The following is a 20,121-nucleotide window of genomic DNA, read 5'->3' on the forward strand; positions in this document are numbered from 1 at the left end:
CTTTTGATTTCAGTGATTCAACAAATCGATTAGCGAGATTCTGAAGTCACTCCGATAGTCGCCCATGGATTATGATCTGGATCATATGCCCACGTAAAGTTTGCGACACGATCAGAGACCGGCAAAACTTGGTTACGGTACAATGTCGGAATAGCAAACGCTTCTTCAAATGCATATTCTTGCCATGCATCAAATGCTTCTTTGCGTTTTTCTTCATCGAAGGAATCATTTGAATCGATGGCTGCTAACAATTCTGTATTGCGTTCAGACTCGTAACGAGTGTAGTTAAAGGCTGAATTTGGTCCCCATAAGCTAGTTGGTGATGGATCTGATCCAGTAGACCAAGCAGCTTGGAAAACATCGATATCTGGATCATCATTTTTCAACTTGTCATAGAATGCTTGGAAGTCGATCAAACGTCCTGTAGAGTATTGGACATCCAAACCGATTTCTTGCCATTGTTGGACATAGTAATCTGCCAGTGGTTGTGCCACTTCTCCACCTGACATTGAAGCAAAATTGATGGTTAATTTATTGCCATCTGGATCTTCCCGGAAGCCATCACCATCAACATCGATAAAGCCAGCATCATCTAGGAGTTGATTTGCTTTATCCATATCTAAGTGGTAGCCTTCCACATCAGTGCTGTGCAAACTACCATAAACCGGTGGGATCAATGTTGTACCATTTGAACGCAAGCCATGGTAGAAACGCTCACCAATCGCATCATTATCGATAGCATAGCCCATTGCTTGACGCAATGCTTTGTTGGCCATTTTTGCGTTTGGATCAAAATCAACACTATTTGTTTCGTCATTCCATGTTCCTAAATTAAAACCAAGATAGGTGTATGATTGTTCTGGTCGTCCTAACATTTGGTAGCCATCCATATCTTGATACGTATCGAACGTATCTGTTGGCATTTTCAATACTAAATCATATTGTTTTGCATTTAGTGCTTCATTGATCGATGCAGATGGAACATTACGCATCACAATTTTTTCTAATGTTGGTGTTCCCCCATAATAATGTTCATTCGGAACATACTCTACGGTTTCCCCAGGTACGATATTCGTCATCTTGTAAGGACCAAAACCAATTGGGTTTGTCCGTACAGGATCACTGGATGGCATATCTGCTACTTCAATACCTTCAAAGGTATGTTTTGGTAATGCCGCGTTCCAAATTGCTCCACCGGATTGCTGCATTCCAGGATGCATTTCCTTAAATTCGATCTCAACTACTTTATCGCTAACTGCTGTGATCCCAGAAATCGTATCTGCTTCACCGCTATGGTATTCTTCCATTCCAACAATATTAGTAAAGTCATTATTGTAGCGAACGCCATCATAGTCTTGATGACCAATGACTTCATAAGAAAAAATGACATCTTCGGCTGTAACATCTACCCCGTCCGACCATTTTAGTTCATCACGTAATGTGATCGTCGCTTTATTGTTTTCGACATCCAAGTCTAAGTCTGCAGGTCCACCATCAATAATCTTAAAATCCTCATCTTGTAAGAATAGATATTCATGACTTGGTAACATAAAGTCACGGTCATAGGCATCCTGATAGAACTCCCACTGGAATAATCCTTGGAACTGGGTGTCCATTACTACAGCAACGTCTAAAACTCCACCTTCAATCACTTCATCATCATTGACTACCGCTAACGGTAATGTGCTGATATCTGATGCTGCAGCGTCTGATGACGACTCTCCTGTATCTGTCGAACCTGTTCCACCTCCGTTACTTTGTCCGCAAGCCCCTAAAACAAGCGCTGCCAATAAAGTAATCATGCCAAACTTCGTTTTCTTCATACTCTTCCTCCTTATTAAATCCCCTCATTTGTGATTCACTGATAAAAAAACCAAGCAAACAGTTTTTTTATCTTAAAATGGCTTTTTTATTAGAAAATCTGAACGAGATTAACTAAATTATAACAATTTTCTCAAAACTCTTTCCGTCAATAATTTCATCAATCTATGAAATTATTGAAAATAAGACGAAAATCATTGATAAATCGCTATTGCTTTTTTTCAAATATTCTTAAGTTTTTCTTTTATGACGTTCCTTTTCTCTCATATTTTTCGAAAAACGCCTTGTGGAAACTGTCAAAAAAACCTTCTTAGACGAGAAAAGATGTGATACTATGAAAAAAAAGGAGCGTTCAGTGAAACTATGTCAGACAAACGAATTTTCTTACAAACGAAATCGAAACCTTTTGCACCGATCTCACAGCTCTTAACTCAGCGGTTGCTTCTGGCTTACAGCTGTGTGTTGATTCTACTCGGCTTGTTCACCTCGCCGCCTCAGGCATTGTGGCAAGGATCGTTGGCTATTTTGAATGCCCCTAGCAATTTGATTTCTGATTATTTTGCAATCGGCAATCTCGGAAGCGCCTTTTTGAATAGCGGCTTATTGACTTTGATTAGTATCCTGCTTGCTAAAAAGCAAGGAACCATTATTAGTGGTCCGATGATCGCAGCTTTCTTTACCATATCCGGCTTTTCTTTTTTTGGAAAAAACATCTTTAACTCAATCCCCATTCCCTTGGGTGTCTATCTATACTCTTACATACAGCAACGGCCCTCAACCCAGTACTCACTTGTCGCTTTATTTGGCAGTGCTGCCTCACCCGTCATTAGTTACTTAGCATTTGGCTTAGGCTTACCTTTGCCCCTAGGAATCGCGTTAGGTTATGGAATCGGCATTTTGATTGGCTTAACACTCCCCCCACTGGCAGCACAATTTTTACAATTCCATCAAGGATTTTCTTTGTACAATATTGGCTTTGCCACCGGTATTATCACTATGTTTTTCACTAGCTTTTTACGATTATTCGACATGGAAGTCTATTCGAACAAGCAATTGACGACTGACTATCACTATTATCTGACGGCTTTCTTGCTCATCCTTTGTTTTTTCTTGTTTTTTATTGGTTATTTTTTAAATAAACGATCAATAAAAGGTTTAACGGATCTTTTTAAAACTTCTGGGAAACTGATGACCGATTATGTCACAATTTTTTCACTAGGAATCACCATGATGAACATGGCAATGATGGGGCTCTTGATGTTAGTCTTTATTTTCCTGCTGCAAGGCGAGCTTTCCGGTCCACTTTTAGGGGCTGTATTGACCGTGATTGGTTTCAGTGCCTTTGGAAACCATTGGAAAAATAGTTTGCCCGTGATGATTGGGGTGGTCTTAGCCACCAAAGTCGGTTTGACTTCTGATGTATCCACCTTCAGCTTATTACTCACAGCGATCTTTGGAACAAGTTTAGCTCCGATCAGTGGGTATTATGGTCCTGTAGCTGGTATCTTAGCAGGCATCGTCCATGCAGCACTGGTCACAAATATCACTTATTTACATGGAGGATTGAACTTATACAATAACGGTTTTTCCAGTGGATTTGTCGCGGCGGCAATGGTACCATTGTTAGATGAATACCAACAAATCAGAAGGCGGCGAAAAAAATGATTGAAAAAGAACGGGCACGACGAATCGTCGATGAAGTAGTCACCTACTTTTTGTCCCATGACTGTCAAAAGATAACGAGCGAGATGGCCTTTGAAGCAGAAGGTTTCAAAGCAGTCGTGCAGGGCCCTTTCCCTGAACAGCCCTCTGATCTAGAACATTTTATCAACATGCTCAATACACCAAGAGACAGTACCTTGGAAAACTATTACGTTGAACTGTTGGGCGGTCATCAAACGATCCATGAAGAAAAAGATTACTATTTATTGGGATTAATGATCGATGAAGCCGCCATTATGTATGATGAGGGACAACTAGTCGTTGAACTGTTTCGCAAAAAATATGACTGAAGAGTAACAAGCAAACGACGTTTCTGATTTGTGGATCACACAATTCAGAAACGTTTTTTTGTTCGTTCCTCGTGACAAAATTGAAAGTTTATTGATAGATTTTTCACACTCCTTTTCAGAAAACTAGCGTTATACTTTCATCATAATAAAAAACGAGGTGACCTATTTATGAAAAAATTTTTGATTGGACTAGCAGTTGTCGTGCTTGTGGGATTTGGTGCATTGCAAATTGCTGAATCAGTCATCATGGGGGGCGACAGCTATTATGTCCAAATCACGACAGATGGCGAAAAGACGACTTCTAAAGATGACAGTGGCAATGTCTATACTCAATACCACTATGAACTACCGGCTTATGACGAAAATGGCAAAAGCAAAACCCTTGATTTCAATGGTTTCCAAGAGCGGCCTTTGCGTAAAGAAGCCTATTTGAAACTTACATGGAATGAGAAAAAAGGCGTGACCAGCTATGAAGAGGTCAAAGAAAAAGACATTCCCGCAAAAGCACTAACTCAATTAAAAGGAGCGTAACTTAATCATGGAAAAAATTATTCAAGCAAGTGAACTTACTAAAGTTTACGGAAAAGCCAACGAAAAACAAACCGAAGCCTTGAAAGGCATCAGCTTTGATATTGAAAAAGGTGAATTTATCGGAATCATGGGAGCTTCAGGCTCCGGTAAGTCTACCTTGTTGAACATTCTTTCAACCTTGGATCATCCAACCAAAGGTACGATCCGCATCAACAACAGCGACATCACCAAACTAAAAGGCGATGCCTTGGCAGATTTTCGCAGCCGTGAAATTGGCTTCATCTTCCAAGATTTCAATCTCCTAGAAAACTTAACAGCTTCTGAAAACATTGCGGTGCCCCTTTCTTTACAAGGGGTCAAACCAAAGATCATCCAACAACGGATCAAACGAGTCGCAGAACGTTTGTCTATCACGCATATCCTCGACAACTATCCGGCAGCAATCTCAGGTGGACAAAAACAACGGGTGGCAGCCGCTCGAGCCTTGATTACGGAACCAACGATTCTTTTTGCAGATGAACCGACAGGTGCCTTGGATTCAAAAAGTGCCAAAGACTTATTAAATATGATGGACGACTTGAATACCAATGACCAAGTATCGATTTTATTGGTCACTCATGATCCCCTTTCTGCCAGCTATTGCCAACGTATTTTATTTATCAAGGACGGGAAGATCCATCAAGAAGTGAAACGTGAGGATCAAAGCCGGGAAGAATTTTACCGCAAGATCCTTGTCATTCTAGGAAACTTGGAACAATAAGGAGGAAGAACACATGCTTTGGAAATTATCACTTACCGGAATCAAAGGCCGGTTGAAGGATTATATCGTCCTCTTTTCTGGTTTAGTCATGGCCTCAGCCATCTTCTATATGTTCGAATCAATGGCCAGCAATGAAGCCTTTTTAAAAAGCAACTCGATCATCAGTATGGTGGTCTTTATCTTTCGCTTTGGTTCTGTCTTATTGGGGATCATCACCTTTGCCTACATTTTATACGCCAATTCTTTCTTAATGGCGATGCGGCAAAAAGACTATGCCATGTTTATGATGCTAGGAGCCAAAGGACGTAAGATCGCCCAAATGATTTTCATTGAAACATTCTTGGTCGGGATCGCCGCCACTGCTGTTGGTTCTTTACTAGGTATTGGATTAGCCAGTGGTGTCAATACCTTACTAGTGAACCAATTAAATTTACAGATCAGCCATTATGCGGCCTTTAATCTACAAGCATTAGTCGTGACACTTGCATTCTTCTCGATTCTCTTTTTGATCGCTGCTATCTTTAATGCACGGGCAATTGCCAAAAAATCAATTTTAGCCTTGTTACGAGAAACTAGCACACCGGCGCAAGTCAAGCAACGTCCTTTCATGCTCTTTTTGCAAACTGTCTTAGGGATTTGTTCTTTAGCAGTGGGTTATTATATGATGAGCGACTTGATGAAATTCCAATTGGTGGGGATCGGTGTTGCCCTAGTTACTATTATTTTAGGGACCTACCTCGTCTTTCGTTCCGTGATCATCACGATTTTATCTTTGCTGAAGAGGACCGATGCCATTGCTTTGAAAAGGTTAAACAATTTCACCTTGTCTCAGCTAAGCTTTCGGATTCGTGATTATACGCAGATGCTATCGATGGTAGCCATGCTCTTTGCTCTAGCATTAGGTGCTTTGACTGTTGGTCTGGGCTTCAAAAACGAGATCCCAATTATGGCAAAATCCGTTGCCCCTTATGACTTGTATTTGAATAATGCCCAAAATGCTTCTGACGAAAAAGTTGCAGCCTTAAAGCCGACTCTTGATGTCACTTATAGTCTGAAGGAAACAGATGACACCCTTTATTACAATAAAGATCAATTCAACAAGAACAACTTGTTCAGCACCAGTACGAATCAGTTGAGTATCGACGTTACCTACAACAAGCTGTCGGGAGACCAATTAGCCAAAGACATCACCGCGCAGGACCAATTGCGTAGCTACCTCTTGCCAGAACAACGAGGCAAAGAGATCCAAGTTGTCGATCAAACCGCTTTTGACACAATCAATGCCCCTGAATCCAGCTTGCGAATGGTGCAAGTCAAAGACTTTCAAGCAAGTTACGATGCATTACATGAATTGGCGCAAACAAACCAAGAAACCAATACTACTGAAACTGCCGATACGAATTTTTCGCAACGGGTTTTCGTCTATGACACGTATAATGGTCTCTTCTCCGGTTTTGAATTTATGGGCTTTTTCTTGGGGATCGCCTTCTTGACGATGTTAGCAAGCTGCTTGATGTTTAAAATTCTTTCTGGGGCCAACAGCGACATTCAACGCTATACGATGTTGAAAAAAATCGGAACCCGGACTAGCTTATTGAAAGGATCGATCCGCAAAGAGATTGGTGTGCTCTTCCTAGTTCCTGGTATCTTAGGGATGATCCATGTCTTGTTCGGATTACAAATGTTCACAACATTGATGATCGATCCGTACCACGATCTATGGCTGCCCTTTGGCATCTTTATTGCTCTCTATGCCATTTATTACGTGGTGACCATCTGGTTATACACCAACATCGTTTTACGACCAAACAAAAAATAACTCGTACAGACTTTCTGAATTGCTCAACGCAAAGAGACCATCAATCCGCTTGATGGTCTCTTTCATTTCGTCGCTCTTCTATCGAAAAAAAACGCCGTTAGCTTTGAGGTTTAACGCCCATATGCATCGCGGCCGCACCTCCTGCATAGCTTTTGACTTGCAGCACATCAAAGCCAGCTGCCTGAAACTCCCGTTTCAATGCCTCCTTGTCAGGAAAATCCCGCGCAGACTCCTGGAGCCATGAATATTCTTGATAGCTTTTGGCGAACAATTTGCCAAATAACGGCATGACATGGTGAAAATAAAAAGTAAACAGTTGCCGCCAGCCGATCAGTGCGGGCTGTGATGTTTCGAGACAAACGATTTTCCCGCCTGGGCGCAGCACCCGATGGATTTCCGCCAAGACTTGTTGGCGATCCGCGACATTTCTCAACCCGAACCCGATCGTCACATAATCAAAGTGCGCGTCTGGAAAACTTAATGCCATCGCATTGCCGGTCTGCCACTGGATCTGCGTTTGTTGCTTTTTCTGTGCCTTTGCTTTGGCAACCGTTAACATTTCTTCGCTAAAATCAACGCCGGTCACTTGCCCCGTCGGACCGACCGCTTCATTTAAAGCAAACGCCCAATCCCCGGTCCCGCAGCATAAATCTAATATCTCCGCACCCATTGGTACTGCCATCCGTTTCATGGTGTCCTTGCGCCACCGTTTGTGCAGCTGAAAGGAGATAATACCGTTCATTCGATCATAACGGGAAGCGATCGATTCAAATACATCATGTACTTTGGTTTCTTTGGCTGTTGTTGCCATTGCGGCACGTCCTTTCTTGGTTCCCTTCGTTTTGCTGTTGCTTCACGTGCTTCTGCTTTTTAGTCTAGCACGAAAAAACCTGCGGAACAAAAACCCTGCTTTCCCCTTTTCCTCCAGTAAATTCCCCACAAAAAAACAGCCTTTCCTACATAGCTCCCCGCTTGTTGACCAAGGCAATTCGGTCAGCAACAAGCGGATCCAGCAGTGAAAGACTGTTCTTCTTCTGTTTGTTTTAAAACAGGTTGTTCACGTTTAATCGATGAAGTCCCAGATATTGTTCCAATAAGAAACACGGTCTGCGCCATTTTCATCTTTGTAGCGCACAGAAATCAAATTACGGATGTCATGAACAGGAATGTCAAGGGTGACAGAATCCGTTACGGGTCTTTGTTGCACGTTGTATGTTCGATAAAAGGTGCCATCCATATAGACGTCAAAGGTACTAAGATTGGAATAAAAAATTTGCAGCTGATTGTTATGAACAGCAAGATTGATCAACTCACCAGTGACAGCGCGTGTGCCGGTCTGAAGCGTGAGACTGTCTTCCCCTATCAAAATGTTTTCCGTCTCTGGTTGATTCCCCGAAACTCTACCGTTGATCGTTACCGGGGTCAGAACATTACCAGCAGCTGCCTGTTCATCCACTCGAGCAGTCAAGTTCCATTCCATGCGATCCCCCGGTGCGATTGGTCGTTCTAAGTGGATCGTGATACGATCGCCAGAAAGACTAGCCGAGGCTATATTGTCTTGGTACACGAGCGCATCGACATTTAAGAACGTCAATAAATTCGGCGAGATATCTAGCGTCACGACAGCATTCTCAATATCGTCTTTCCCAGAATTTCGCGCATCGTTGCTTTCTACGATCGTCCGCAAGATCAATTGATTGCCGACGGTGATAATCGGATTGCCTTCTTCATCACGATCAAAGCTTTGCGGTACTCGCAACGTAATCGATGGGTCAGAAGGTCGAATACTGGTGACTTCAAAGGAGAGCGCTGGTGGGAAACGTTCATCGCCAATGGCATCACGATACCCTAAATAGTCCTCATAATCGCTGGCGGACGGATTCGTGCTCCCCAACTGACCATTGGGTTCCGTCGTGGTCGTATCTGGTAACGTTCCTACGAAATCGTCGTAACGATCATTTGCAAAATCTTTCGCGTAAAATTCGATATACACATCCTCTTCAGGATCAAGGCGACGTGGTAATTGATACTGCCATGGCACGGAGTTGCCTTGTTCGGCATCAAGCGTAATGACATATGGGTCACCTGAAGCATCACGGATCAATCCTTGCGCGGTACTCGCATAAATGGCGACGCGCTCTTTTGGCTGGTCGTCTTGCGGAGAATGAAAATCCATGATCCCCGAAACTGTTGTCGTCCGTTCATTAAAGACCTGATCCTCTGCCACTTGCAGACCAGTCGGTGGTCGTACATCCACGACGACCGCATCAGGCAAAGCGGCAATACTCTCTTCTGTTGCATGAATGAAAATCGAATCGTCAACACCCTCCATCGTGGGGTCTAATCCTCGGTGGGCACGCAGCACTTCAAAACGTTGACCTGTCTTGAAAAAGTCGTCCCGCGTCCATGCGATCACACCATTATGCACCTCACCAAAAACATCGACAGTTGATTTGGAGGAAAGCCATTGCGTTTCAAGCTGGTTGCCTGCTTCGTCCTTCAAAGCAACTTCCACCCAGACCTCATCATCCCAGGCATCGCGAATCGCCCCCGTGTATTCATACGGAACGACCGCTTTGGCATAAAAGGTTTTGTCGGCATTGGTCGGGGTCACTAAGTGCTGGATCATTGGCGGATAATTATTGGCAGAAAATCGCGTATAGGCATTCCCGCCCTTAAAAGTCGTACTGTTGAATTCATTTGAAAAAGGCTCTCCCGGCTGCGGACTAACGATTTGTGCAAAATTGACATTGCCTAGTTGATAGCTCAGTGGATTCCAGAAATTGTCCGGATCACCATCTAGATTCACGTCGTTGCGCTTTTCCCAAACCGCTAGTCCAACACGATTAGACATAAAGGTACTGTTACGGTTCGAATTAGAAAAAGCTTGTCCGCCATTCGGACGATTATTTCGGAAGTCATAAAACAGTGGTTCATCAATCACAAAATTGCTTCTGGCAACCGAACTGATTATTCCATTATTTGCACCTAGGGTCCGACCTTCCATTCGAAAGGTCGCGTCTTTTCCAGCTAAGAACTCGGCTTCTCCGCCTTGCATCCAAACAGCAGGTCCACGATGTGCATAGATATGGATTCGACTGTTTTCACCTTGTGCATGAAAAACCGAAGTTCCACTGCCATCAAGAGGAAATTGAATGCCTTGTCGACCAGCCGTATCTGAGCCATTACTGGCAGTAATGGTGGAATCAGCAGATGGGTCAAATTCTCGTTCTTCATCATTGTATTGATCGAATACGGCAAAGCCTGCTTCATCAATATAGATGCCATCATCTGCCGCAGTCCTGGTGCCGGCATGGTTAAAGATATTCAACTGACCGGCTGACTCCACATAGAACTCGTTGTTCCGCCCGTACATCCGCACTGCAGCCGCATTGCCATGGTATTTGACGATATTCATTTTCCCTTGGTCGGCAAGCAGAAAAGTCTGTTCCCCTACTAAGCGAAACCGCATAACTGAACCATACTCATGATGTTGACCTTCGCCAAACAAATTAAATTGCGACCCTTCCCCAGTTACCGTCACATTGCCGCCGAGTTTGGTGGTCGATCCCGCTTTAGAGATTTGATTGACAAAAGCAGTGGTTCCTTTCGGTACACCATTCGTGGGACTGGGGGCTCTAGAATAGGAGTTTACGACCGCCCCACCAGAAATAATCGTACGAGAAAACTTATTTTGCGTCTCATCCCGACGTCCAATCAAGGAAATGATTGCACCGTTTGCTCCCGCTAAGTCCATTTGTGAGGAGGCATTTAAGACGGTACCTTCTCCATCCACTTCAAAAATCACCTCGTTAGTACGTCCTTCGAGATTTGCCCAAATTGCTTGCCACTGGACACTATAGAGATCTACTTTGGAACCCTTATTGACTCGAAACGAGGTTGAAATGTTGTTGTTATTTGGATGAAGTCGAAAAATTGGCCGAGTATTTGAGATCTTGACATCCGCCTCATCCGTGATCAAGACACTTTTGACATTAAAGCTGCCATTATCATTATTAGTACCTGCGGTTGGATTCTTGTGAGCCACCCAATGGAACGTTCCGCGAATCTCGAGATTTCCTTGCTGCAAATAAAGGAAATCATTGCCCGTACTTCCCTCTAGCACACCACTTTTTGCCTCGATATTTTCTATTTTGACCGTCCAAAAAGCCGAAGCTGCCAGCGATTGTTGATAGATCAACGCGTTTAATCCTAGATTGTTCCCCTGAAAATCGATCGTCATATTTTTTAACTCAAAGACCGCTGGTTGACGATCATGGGTAGTCGTCAGTTCAAAGAAACGTCCAGTAGGATTCGTGCTATAGTTTGGTGTCCCGTTCGTGTTGAAACGCTTCGGTGTGGTTAAGGTAAAGCCATTCCCATCGATGGACACCGAACGATTCAACGCAGTTAAGCGATTGTTGGCCTCATTCGTATAATCAGCGGTAATGTCAGCAAGAAACACGATTTCAGAGATCGAGGAATCACTAAAAGCAGCCCGCAGCTCTTGATAGTCCGAAACTTCGGCACGCTCTCCTTGCATCGCCCGTTCTGAAAGTAGTTCGACTGCCGCTGACTCATTGGTTTCCTGCTGCTGAATGTCAAGAAAGGCTGCTTCTTCTACAGCCTTGTCGGCTTCCAATCGCAAGGCATGTCGTTCCTCGAGTGAAGGCGGAGCGATTTTTTGCAGCGTTCGGTTTCCCCGTTTAAGAACAAATTCGATGGCGTCTTCTTCTCCTAAAGAGACCGGTAATGCCAAGGACAACGTTTCTTCCGTAGGCGCCACTTCGATTGCCACACCATAAACACCCTCTTGTTCAGCTGGATGCAAGGTCGCTTCCTCAAGCTCAAGCATTTCAAACATTTCTAATGACACCAGCGCTTCATGATTCGCCATCAAGAAAAGCGTCTCGCCTGCGGCTTGTTCCGATTCGATCGTCACTACATATTGTCCTGTTTCTGGGTCAAAGTGACCGGACACTTCATAGGAATTGCCACCATGGATAGCAAAGACCGCATACAAGATAGAAATTACGATAAAGCCCCCTAATGCAGCGGCAGCCAGTTTGATTTTCGAGACAGTCGCCAGAACAGTAAATGATTTCATCTAGGCACCCCTTTCCTTTGATTACTCCAACAGTTCTTGTCCCGTTTCAAAGCTCGATAGATAATACAGCTTGATAACGACACTTGCCGAAAACGCATCTGCTCCTGACGTATTACTTCCTTGCCGATATTCGACTGATTCCACTTTTAAAAAGCGATTCAGGTTTTCCATCCGATCAATAAAACGCACGATTCCTTCATTCGTCTCACTCAGGAGGTCAAAGCCGATCCTTGTGACCCGAAATTGCGTAGCCAAAGGATTGTCACCGGTCTGATCCGCCAGTTGTTCTGGTGTAGGGTAAAGCATCTCTTCATTAAAGGTCGATTGCAAAATCGTGATCGGCAATTCCGTTTCAAGGGCAGCGAGATCGGTAAAATAAGACTCAATCGCCATACCATTGGGAATGATTGGCACCTCATTGACCGTCTCTGAGGAAAGAAGGTCTGGTTCCGCTTGTAGGTAGACCAGCTGTTCCTGAATGTCACGGATCTCAGCTTCGATCCCAGCTAATTCCTGAGCCAATTCGATCCCTTCGGCACGTTTGGGATTCAGTAAAAATAGCCAGAAAATGAGTACTGAGGTAGCGAGAACTAACGCAATTACCGCGGAGATGATGATGTGTTTTTTGGAGAAAAAGACTTTAGTCATCCGCTTCCACCTCGCTTTCCTCTTCGCTCTCTTCACTGATCACTTGTGGTGCAGCGATTCGTGAGAGGTAGACAGTGATGCGCCCATCTTGCGGCGTTGAACTATGAGAAAAAGATTGATAAGTCACATGATGTACCCAATCAATTGCTTCAAAAGCCGATTTAAGGCGAATCAGACTTTCATAAACATCTCCTTGGACCGCCAAGTTCACCGAAGGAAACAATGGTGTGCCGTCTTGGGCTGTTTCGGACATTGCCCCCTCACCATTTAGCAGCAAATTATACGAATTGATGGTCACATCGATCCCTGATGCCACTTCCTCAAAGGTTTCCATAATGGGAGCCGTGAAATATTTCTCTTGCTTTTGCAGGACGATGAATTCTTGTAGCTCTTGTGATTTTGATGCCAGCATCTCTTCTAACTGGCGCTGGAAAACGATGCGCTCTGCTTGACTAGACATGATATTGCTTTGATTATTGGTCACCAGCCTTTGATAATACCAAAAGCCTAACCCACAAACCCCAACGACTACTAACGAAAGGAGAAGCGAAACCGAAAGAATGACTTCAAACGCCCGATTACGGATAAATTTATTAGGCAATAGATTGATGTTCATGGTTACACCTCTTTCGTCGCTAATCCCGCAGCCAAGATATAGCGGTCGGGAATTTTTTTCTTGCTGGTTTCACTTACTTTTGCGGAAATCGTTTTGACCGGCAAAGAAGACAACTCATGAAATATTTCTTGGACTTCTTTCCGCAGCATTGGATGACCGCCGACTAAGTAGATTTTTTTCAATTCACAATCAGGCGAGATTTCCTGATAATAGTAAGCAATCACCGAATTCAAGGTTTCTGCTAACCCTTCCAGTGCTTGGATCTCCGCACTTTCCCTAAAGTTCACTTGCACAGATTGGGCTTTTTCAATATATTTCCAGTTGGCTTGATTATAATCTTCATACTGCAGGTAAGTCGGCACCAATTCTTCAAAAAAGGTGATATTGGCGATGCCAGCATCTAACTCGACCAGCACGAAATTTTCACTCCAGTTGATCTGTCGCTGAAACATACGACTATACGCCAGAAAACTGCAATCGACGCCCATCAACTGATGGCCGCCTTTTTTCAATGTGTCGCCGAGTTGAATCAAAATCGGCTCTGATGTGACCACGACTGGCACATTGCCATTGATGGTAAACCGATTCCGCTGGATGACCACAGCTTGCGGCTCTGCTTTTTCTTCCTTCTTGCTGGCTTTTTTCTTTTGTGCTTTTGGTGCTTTTTCCTTGTTGCCTTTACCAAGGATCAGTAGATCAAAAATCGGGTTTTCAAAAGGCAAAGAGATGGACTCCCCCAATTCAAAATACAAGTACTCGCGAATCTCTTTTTCCGAGTTCATCTTACCGATTGGGATCTGTTTGATCAGCAGCCGAGAATTTAGTGCCGTGATCACCACACTCATCGTGCGTAATCCCAAGCGTTTGGCAATCTCATTGAAGGCGGCTTCAAGACTATCAGGATTGCGCAGCTTATCATCTTTAAAAATCGTACCATTCACAACCAGCTCGCCGTATTTGAGACGGTCACCTTTTTTGGTACAGTAACGGATGCAGTTTTTTTGGATGTCGATCCCTACTAAGCGGGGAATTGTTTTTTTGCCAAACATACGAGGACCTGCTTTCTTCTTGTTGGTTTTATATGAAGGAACCAACGTTATTTCTATGTACAACGCTTGCTTAGCTAATCAAGCAAACGTCAAGGTCAGCAACCCAATTCAAAGGAACCAGCCGCTGCCAAGATAAACCATGCCGGTAGCAATGGCGATAAAGGGACCAAAAGCAATGTAGCGGCTTTTGACTTTGCCCCGTAGCATTTGGATCACGTAAAAGATCACTGCCAAGCAAGAAGCGACAAATAAAACCGTCAAGACTTGCACTGGGCCGATATACACACCTAAGACGGCAAATAATTTGATATCGCCGCCACCCATGCCTTTTTTACTGAGCTCCGCTAATAGATACAATGGCAAGAAGCCAGCAAAGAAGCCGACGAGCCAATACCACCAAAACTCATTTTGCGGTTGGATCAACCGTAAACCGATCCCTCCGGCGAAAAAAGGGGCTAACACTTTATTGGGGATCAGCTGATAGAAGATGTCGCTGGCAGAAATAATGGCTAATAAGGCTAATAAACACCAAGCGGCAATCACTTCAGCAGTGCCCCAAAACAGCAAGGTCGTACCCGTAAATAGCATGCCGATCAACACTTCATAAAGAAAAGCAATCAGCGGGATCTTTTTTTGACACTTACGGCACTTGCCTTTTAAAATAAGGTATGATAAAACTGGAATGAGGTCCCTTGCACCTAATGTCTGTTGGCAGTCATCACAGTGCGAGCGAGTCAGCAGGGATTCCTTTTTGGGAACCCGCCAACCAACCACTAGGAAAAAAGAACCTAGACACATTCCTATGATGAAAAGATAACCAATGATTAGGCCCATTGGGATCTGTTGCAAAATTTCGTTCATAAAAAACTCCTTTTTTCCTGGGGGGTTGAGTTGCCGTACACCTTAGGTCAGGTTAGTGACTTGAGGTGTTTTTAGTTTCCTAAAAAAATTAATATCTTATAACGGTGGAGGAGCTGGTTGAGGATCTCCAAATACATACTCTCGAGTTAAACCATTGATTTGATTTTGTGTTAACCCAGTACCGATAACACCTATCTCGTTGCTATTTTCTTGTCCAGCCTTTAAAACGCCAGCTGGAGCATACATTGTTAAAGCACCTGTTGATCCGATATAAAACATAACATTATCAGTATCTTCCCATGATGTACTGTTTAGTAATCCATCATCCATTACATCTTCTAAGGTAAAATCTAAAACCGCGTTAGCTGTCCCGTCATTCAAGTTGCTATTAGTTGATTGATAGAGCACTGCTGCTGAGAAAGCTTGTTGAATATCAGAAACAACTGCATCTTCTCGAGCATTTTGAATCACGTTCCCAATCGCAATAACCCCGATCCCAGCGATGATCGCTAAGATAACGACTACTGCCAGCAACTCGACCAAGGAGAGGCCGCGCTCGTCTTTCAATAATTTATTCAATCGATTGTCCGTTGTTTCTTCTGCTAAAATTGCATCAATCATAGTGTGTTTACTCCTCCTGTTTCTTCCATATATATTAAACAAGCCGTCTAGGTGGCTTGATAATACCAAAATTCATTACCCTTGGATCGCACCGAATAAATCGAACATCGGGATCATGATCGCCGCAACGATCAAGCCAACGATCACACAGATTATCAAGATGACAATCGGTTCCATGATCGTTTTCAGTCGCTTACTGGTTTCATCAACTTCTTTTTGATAGATGATACTCAATCGTTTCAGCATGTCCTCTAGGGAACCAGTACTTTCGCCAATCTCGACCATCTGGGTCACTAACATCGGGACCATCATGTTGCCACGAAAGATATCACTCATCTTGCCACCTTCTTCAATTTGAAAGGCACAATTATCGATGATTCGCTTGATGTATTTATTGGAAACGACATCCCGACTCATATTCAAGGCGGTCACCATACCGACAGAGCTGCTAAGCAGTGTCGACATGGTTGTCATAAATAATGAAAAACTATTTTTGGTGATCATATCGCCCACCAAAGGAATACGTAATAGAAAACTTTGAAAAGCGAAATCGAAGGTTGGATTGCGTCGCGCGATCCACAGTCCGACGAAAAATCCGACGATCAAGACGACTAAAACCCACCCTCTGGTCTGAAGGAACTCGCTGATCGCCATCGTTACGACGGTGATCGTCGGCAGATCCGCATCAAATCCTTCAAATACTTCCACGAACATCGGTACGATCATCACCAATAAAATGATCCCCACGATAAAGGTTAAAATCACTAAAATAATCGGATAGACCATCGCTGTGACGATCCCGCTGCGGTTTTCGGCGCTTTTTTCATAGTAATCCGCCATATCCTTCAAATTTCCTTCCAGTGATCCAGACATCTCCGAAACAGCGATGACACTGGTCAGAAGTGTCGGAAAGGCATTGGGATGATCTTTGTAGGCTTCTGAGAGCGGGCGTCCGCTATCAATCTCATCCCGAACTTCGCCAAGAATTTTCTTGAAATTCGGGTTTTTTTGTTGCTCTTCCAGCATTCGTGAGGCATCAACAATCGTGATCCCCGAAGCGATCAATGTCGAAAACTGGCGCAAATACCCTACCAGCAGTTTTAACGAAACTTTTGTAAAGAGTTGAATCTCTTTATTCGCCAAGGTTTCTGGCTGTTCGATCAAACTGTTGACTTTGATATGCTTTTGGCGCAGCTTTTGGCGGGCTTCAACGGAGGAATTGGCACGTAAGCTGCCAGAAAACGTTTCGCCTCGGACATTGGTGCCTTGATAGGCAAAGAGTGCCATCGGCTATTCGCCCCCTTCCTCCATCAAGTTATCTGCCACATCGGCATCGACCCGTTCCGCAGCAACGAGTTCTTCTAAAGAAGCGCTCATGGTATGCATGCCTTCGTTTTTTCCCATCTGCAGCATATTATGGATCTGGTGGGTTTTCCCTTGACGGATCAAGCTGGCGATCCCTCGGGTATTGAGCATCATTTCGGTTGCTGCTACCCGTCCGTTGCCATCGATCGTTGGCAGCAAGCGCTGGGACAAGATCCCTAGTAATGCGCCAGCAAGCTGTGTACGAATCTGAGTCTGCTGATCGGCAGGAAAGACATCGACGATCCGTTCAATAGTCGCTGGGGCACTTGACGTATGCAAGGTTCCTAATACCAAGTGTCCCGTTTCCGCTGCCGTCAAAGCAATCGAGATTGTTTCAAAATCTCGTAGCTCCCCTACTAAGATGACGTCTGGATCTTGACGCAGGGCAGCTCGTAAGCCATTGCCAAAGGACATGGTGTCGCTGCCGACTTCCCGCTGGGCAACGATGCTTTTTTTGTGGTTATGGATGTACTCAATCGGGTCTTCCAACGTCAAAATATGCGTCTTTTTGGTATCATTCAAATAGTCCAGCATCGCAGCCAGTGTCGTTGATTTCCCTGAGCCGGTCGGCCCTGTAACTAAGAACAAGCCTTGGCTTTTATGGATCAGAGTCCGCAAGACGGTCGGCATACCGAGTTTGCTTAGCTTCGGGATCTCGATGGGGATCTGCCGCAAGGCGATCGAAACGGTATCTTTTTGGCGGAAAATATTGACCCGAAAGCGACAGATGTCGCCTAGTTCGTAGGCCAAGTCGGTCTCGCCTTTTCCCTTGAATTCCTCCCATTGCCGTTGGTTGCAAAGGATTTCGGCAATGGCTTCGATGTCCTTGGTGTCGATGGTCGGAACCCCTTCGATCGGTAGCAAGTCGCCGTGGCGACGAAAAATCGGCGGTACGCCTTCGACTAAATGGATATCCGATGCTTTTTGTTCGACGGCGATCATCAACCAATGATCGATCCGCTCTTTAGGTGGCATGGCAGCAAATTGCGCCGCTTCGTTGCGATTGACGCCCTGTGTACTGCTGGCAGTCGTCGTTTTTGTCACTGCTTGCCGTTCTGCTTTTTGAATGATCTCCCGCGTCGAGACAGATCGGTCTTGATCGCTCTGGCGACTGTGGGCACGTTTTTTTTCTCTCAGTTCACGATTTTCCCGAATGCGGGTACGGGTCGGAGCTGTTTTTTCTCTCGTCGCCCTTTTGGTTGCTCGCTCTTGTGTTGCCACTCTCGTTTGATCCATTAAACCAGCCCCTTTCTATGTGCATTTCCTTTTAAAATAATGTATGTAGTTCTTCGGTGATCCCTAGATCACCGATAAATCAATCCGTGCCTCACTCTTCTGCGGCGACCACCTTCAAGACTTCTTCGATGGTGGAAAAGCCTTGTTGCACTTTGTCTAACCCATCATCCAACAAAAAGCGCATCTTTCGTTCCTGAACATAATCCATCAGCTGGTCGTTGGTCGCTTTGTTCGTGATCATACGACGCAGCTTGGCATCGATCGTCAACAGCTCTTGGACGGCCATTCGCCCTTTGAATCCCGTATTGCCACACTTTGGACAGCCCACAGGCTGTGCCAGTTCCGTAACCGTGATGCCATAGGATTCAAATAACTGCTTGTCCTTGTCGCTGGCTGGTCCTACTGTCTTACAAGAAGAACAAAGGGTTCGGACGAGCCGTTGAGCTAAGATGCCTTCTAACGCATTAGCGACCAGAAACGGTTCTACCCCCATGTCGACTAAGCGATTGATGGTGCTGACGGAATCATTGGTATGCAGGGTGGATAATACCAAGTGCCCGGTCATGGAAGCCCGAATCGCAATCTCCGCCGTTTCGCCATCTCGAATCTCTCCCACCATCACGACATTGGGGTCTTGTCGCAAGATCGACCGTAACCCAGCGGAAAAGGTCAAACCGACGTTGCTGTTGACTGCCACTTGGTTGATGCCTTGCAGCTGAAACTCCACTGGGTCTTCGACGGTGATAATATTGATCTCAGGCGTGTTCAACTCTTGCAGCGCCGCATACAAGGAAGAGGATTTCCCTGATCCTGTCGGTCCAGTGACAAGAATGATCCCGTGGGGTTTATGCAAAATCGCTTTAAAGGTTGCCAATACCTTCGGTTCAAAGCGAAACTCATCTAGGCGCCGAATGCCACTGGAGCGATCCAACACCCGAATCACAACTTTCTCCCCATGAATGACAGGCAAAACCGAGACCCGCAAATCAACCACGTTGCCCCCGTTACGAATCATTGCCCGACCATCTTGTGGCACACGTGTTTCGGTGATATCCAAGGAGGAAATGATTTTCAGTCGTGAAGTCACACCAGTCTGAATACTCTTAGGCAAGTTTTCATGGGTACGAAGCTCCCCATCGACCCGTAAGCGGACAACTAATCCTTTTTCTTGGGGATCGAAATGGATATCACTGGCGCCCCGATCCACTGCATCTTGCAGCAGGGTATTGACCAATTTTACGATTGGCGAATCATCTAATTTTGAGTCGCCTTCTGGATCGATGGTTTCAACGAGAGAGTCGCTCAAGCCATCCAAACTGATCTCAGAAGGGTAATCGCGAACGATCAGTTGTTGGATATCGGCATTGTGGGCTTTTTGCGGACGAATCAATAACCCAGTGATCAAACGCATTTCATTGATCGCCGCATAATCCCCAGGGTTTGCCATCGCAACGGTCAAGCGGTTGCCTTTTTTTTCTAATGGAAAGACGCTGTGCTGTTTGGCAAACGAGCGGGGGATCAGTGACAAAACCTCTGAGCTGATCTCTAAGTCAAACAGGTTGCCTGTTTGTGTTTTCTCAGCAGTGGTTGAACTTGTGGTGTTCTCTGACTTTTTGAGAGGCCTTCTAGGTTTTCTACGTGGCGTTCTTTCACTTGATTGCGGCAACTGGCGCCC

General features: G+C 44.7%; 16 protein-coding genes. 5 read left to right on the forward strand and 11 right to left on the reverse strand.

Features of this window, described 5'->3' with window-relative positions; all coding sequences use genetic code 11:
* Nucleotides 1-29: 29 nt before the first annotated feature.
* Nucleotides 30-1,823 (reverse strand): oligopeptide ABC transporter substrate-binding protein, encoded by a 1,794-nt coding sequence (locus tag IGJ26_RS10380; RefSeq protein ID WP_016613448.1) that lies wholly within the window; start codon nt 1,821-1,823, stop codon nt 30-32.
* A gap of 361 nt (nt 1,824-2,184) precedes the next feature.
* On the opposite strand from IGJ26_RS10380, the gene IGJ26_RS10385 reads away from it, so the two are divergent.
* The 5 genes from IGJ26_RS10385 to IGJ26_RS10405 all read left to right on the forward strand — a co-directional run bounded on the left by IGJ26_RS10385 (nt 2,185) and on the right by IGJ26_RS10405 (nt 6,943).
* Nucleotides 2,185-3,486 carry a DUF1576 domain-containing protein gene (locus IGJ26_RS10385; protein WP_005235137.1) on the forward strand — a complete coding sequence of 434 codons (1,302 nt, stop codon included), beginning with the start codon at nt 2,185-2,187 and terminating at the stop codon, nt 3,484-3,486.
* The gene (locus IGJ26_RS10390; RefSeq protein WP_008378669.1) at nt 3,483-3,833 is read left to right on the forward strand and encodes a hypothetical protein; all 351 of its coding nucleotides are present in this window, start codon (nt 3,483-3,485) and stop codon (nt 3,831-3,833) included. The genes IGJ26_RS10385 and IGJ26_RS10390 overlap by 4 nt, the downstream gene beginning before the upstream one ends.
* A 168-nt stretch (nt 3,834-4,001) precedes the next feature.
* On the forward strand, nt 4,002-4,364 hold the full coding sequence (locus tag IGJ26_RS10395; RefSeq protein ID WP_005235132.1) for a YxeA family protein: 363 nt from the start codon (nt 4,002-4,004) through the stop codon (nt 4,362-4,364).
* A 7-nt stretch (nt 4,365-4,371) separates the two neighbouring features.
* Complete coding sequence (locus IGJ26_RS10400; protein ID WP_005235131.1) at nt 4,372-5,124, forward strand: ABC transporter ATP-binding protein; 753 nt, start codon at nt 4,372-4,374, stop codon at nt 5,122-5,124.
* Between the two features lie 13 nt (nt 5,125-5,137).
* Complete coding sequence (locus IGJ26_RS10405) at nt 5,138-6,943, forward strand: ABC transporter permease (protein ID WP_086299324.1); 1,806 nt, start codon at nt 5,138-5,140, stop codon at nt 6,941-6,943.
* A 97-nt stretch (nt 6,944-7,040) separates the two neighbouring features.
* Here the strand turns inward: IGJ26_RS10405 and IGJ26_RS10410 are convergent, their stop codons facing one another.
* From IGJ26_RS10410 to IGJ26_RS10455, 10 genes are all read right to left on the reverse strand, one after another.
* Nucleotides 7,041-7,754, reverse strand: a complete 714-nt coding sequence (locus tag IGJ26_RS10410; RefSeq protein ID WP_008378674.1) for a demethylmenaquinone methyltransferase — start codon at nt 7,752-7,754, stop codon at nt 7,041-7,043.
* A gap of 252 nt (nt 7,755-8,006) precedes the next feature.
* Nucleotides 8,007-12,050 carry a pectate lyase-like adhesive domain-containing protein gene (locus IGJ26_RS10415; protein ID WP_430599597.1) on the reverse strand — a complete coding sequence of 1,348 codons (4,044 nt, stop codon included), beginning with the start codon at nt 12,048-12,050 and terminating at the stop codon, nt 8,007-8,009.
* 21 nt (nt 12,051-12,071) lie between these two features.
* Entirely contained in the window at nt 12,072-12,698 is a 627-nt protein-coding gene (locus IGJ26_RS10420) for a hypothetical protein (RefSeq protein WP_005235123.1), read from the reverse strand.
* Nucleotides 12,691-13,314 (reverse strand): hypothetical protein, encoded by a 624-nt coding sequence (locus tag IGJ26_RS10425; RefSeq protein WP_139960151.1) that lies wholly within the window; start codon nt 13,312-13,314, stop codon nt 12,691-12,693. The genes IGJ26_RS10420 and IGJ26_RS10425 overlap by 8 nt, the downstream gene beginning before the upstream one ends.
* Nucleotides 13,315-13,316: 2 nt before the next feature.
* Nucleotides 13,317-14,363, reverse strand: coding sequence for a type IV pilus biogenesis protein PilM (gene pilM, locus IGJ26_RS10430; RefSeq protein ID WP_139960150.1), 1,047 nt, complete (start codon nt 14,361-14,363; stop codon nt 13,317-13,319).
* Nucleotides 14,364-14,471: 108 nt separating this feature from the next.
* Complete coding sequence (locus IGJ26_RS10435; protein ID WP_008378680.1) at nt 14,472-15,224, reverse strand: prepilin peptidase; 753 nt, start codon at nt 15,222-15,224, stop codon at nt 14,472-14,474.
* A 96-nt stretch (nt 15,225-15,320) separates the two neighbouring features.
* Entirely contained in the window at nt 15,321-15,845 is a 525-nt protein-coding gene (locus IGJ26_RS10440; RefSeq protein ID WP_139960149.1) for a type II secretion system protein, read from the reverse strand.
* Nucleotides 15,846-15,920: 75 nt separating this feature from the next.
* A complete protein-coding gene (locus IGJ26_RS10445; protein ID WP_139960148.1) occupies nt 15,921-17,132 on the reverse strand; it encodes a type II secretion system F family protein in 1,212 nt (403 codons plus the stop codon).
* Between the two features lie 3 nt (nt 17,133-17,135).
* Entirely contained in the window at nt 17,136-18,446 is a 1,311-nt protein-coding gene (locus IGJ26_RS10450; RefSeq protein WP_086316322.1) for a type IV pilus twitching motility protein PilT, read from the reverse strand.
* A 91-nt stretch (nt 18,447-18,537) separates the two neighbouring features.
* A complete protein-coding gene (locus tag IGJ26_RS10455) occupies nt 18,538-20,112 on the reverse strand; it encodes a GspE/PulE family protein (RefSeq protein ID WP_223347100.1) in 1,575 nt (524 codons plus the stop codon).
* Between the last annotated feature and the right edge of the window lie 9 nt (nt 20,113-20,121).

The sequence above is a fragment of the Enterococcus sp. AZ095a genome (genome assembly GCF_050546735.1).
Taxonomy (GTDB): Bacteria; Bacillota; Bacilli; order Lactobacillales; family Enterococcaceae; genus Enterococcus_D; species Enterococcus_D entomosocium.

Coding starts and splice junctions, on each gene's coding strand:
- IGJ26_RS10445 (WP_139960148.1), bottom strand. CDS start 17,132: ATGGCACTCTTTGCCTATCAAGGCACCAATGTCCGAGGCGAAACGTTT.
- pilM (WP_139960150.1), bottom strand. CDS start 14,363: ATGTTTGGCAAAAAAACAATTCCCCGCTTAGTAGGGATCGACATCCAA.
- IGJ26_RS10385 (WP_005235137.1), top strand. CDS start 2,185: ATGTCAGACAAACGAATTTTCTTACAAACGAAATCGAAACCTTTTGCA.
- IGJ26_RS10420 (WP_005235123.1), bottom strand. CDS start 12,698: ATGACTAAAGTCTTTTTCTCCAAAAAACACATCATCATCTCCGCGGTA.
- IGJ26_RS10450 (WP_086316322.1), bottom strand. CDS start 18,446: ATGGATCAAACGAGAGTGGCAACACAAGAGCGAGCAACCAAAAGGGCG.
- IGJ26_RS10425 (WP_139960151.1), bottom strand. CDS start 13,314: ATGAACATCAATCTATTGCCTAATAAATTTATCCGTAATCGGGCGTTT.
- IGJ26_RS10405 (WP_086299324.1), top strand. CDS start 5,138: ATGCTTTGGAAATTATCACTTACCGGAATCAAAGGCCGGTTGAAGGAT.
- IGJ26_RS10410 (WP_008378674.1), bottom strand. CDS start 7,754: ATGGCAACAACAGCCAAAGAAACCAAAGTACATGATGTATTTGAATCG.
- IGJ26_RS10415 (WP_430599597.1), bottom strand. CDS start 12,050: ATGAAATCATTTACTGTTCTGGCGACTGTCTCGAAAATCAAACTGGCT.
- IGJ26_RS10395 (WP_005235132.1), top strand. CDS start 4,002: ATGAAAAAATTTTTGATTGGACTAGCAGTTGTCGTGCTTGTGGGATTT.
- IGJ26_RS10435 (WP_008378680.1), bottom strand. CDS start 15,224: ATGAACGAAATTTTGCAACAGATCCCAATGGGCCTAATCATTGGTTAT.
- IGJ26_RS10440 (WP_139960149.1), bottom strand. CDS start 15,845: ATGATTGATGCAATTTTAGCAGAAGAAACAACGGACAATCGATTGAAT.
- IGJ26_RS10390 (WP_008378669.1), top strand. CDS start 3,483: ATGATTGAAAAAGAACGGGCACGACGAATCGTCGATGAAGTAGTCACC.
- IGJ26_RS10380 (WP_016613448.1), bottom strand. CDS start 1,823: ATGAAGAAAACGAAGTTTGGCATGATTACTTTATTGGCAGCGCTTGTT.
- IGJ26_RS10400 (WP_005235131.1), top strand. CDS start 4,372: ATGGAAAAAATTATTCAAGCAAGTGAACTTACTAAAGTTTACGGAAAA.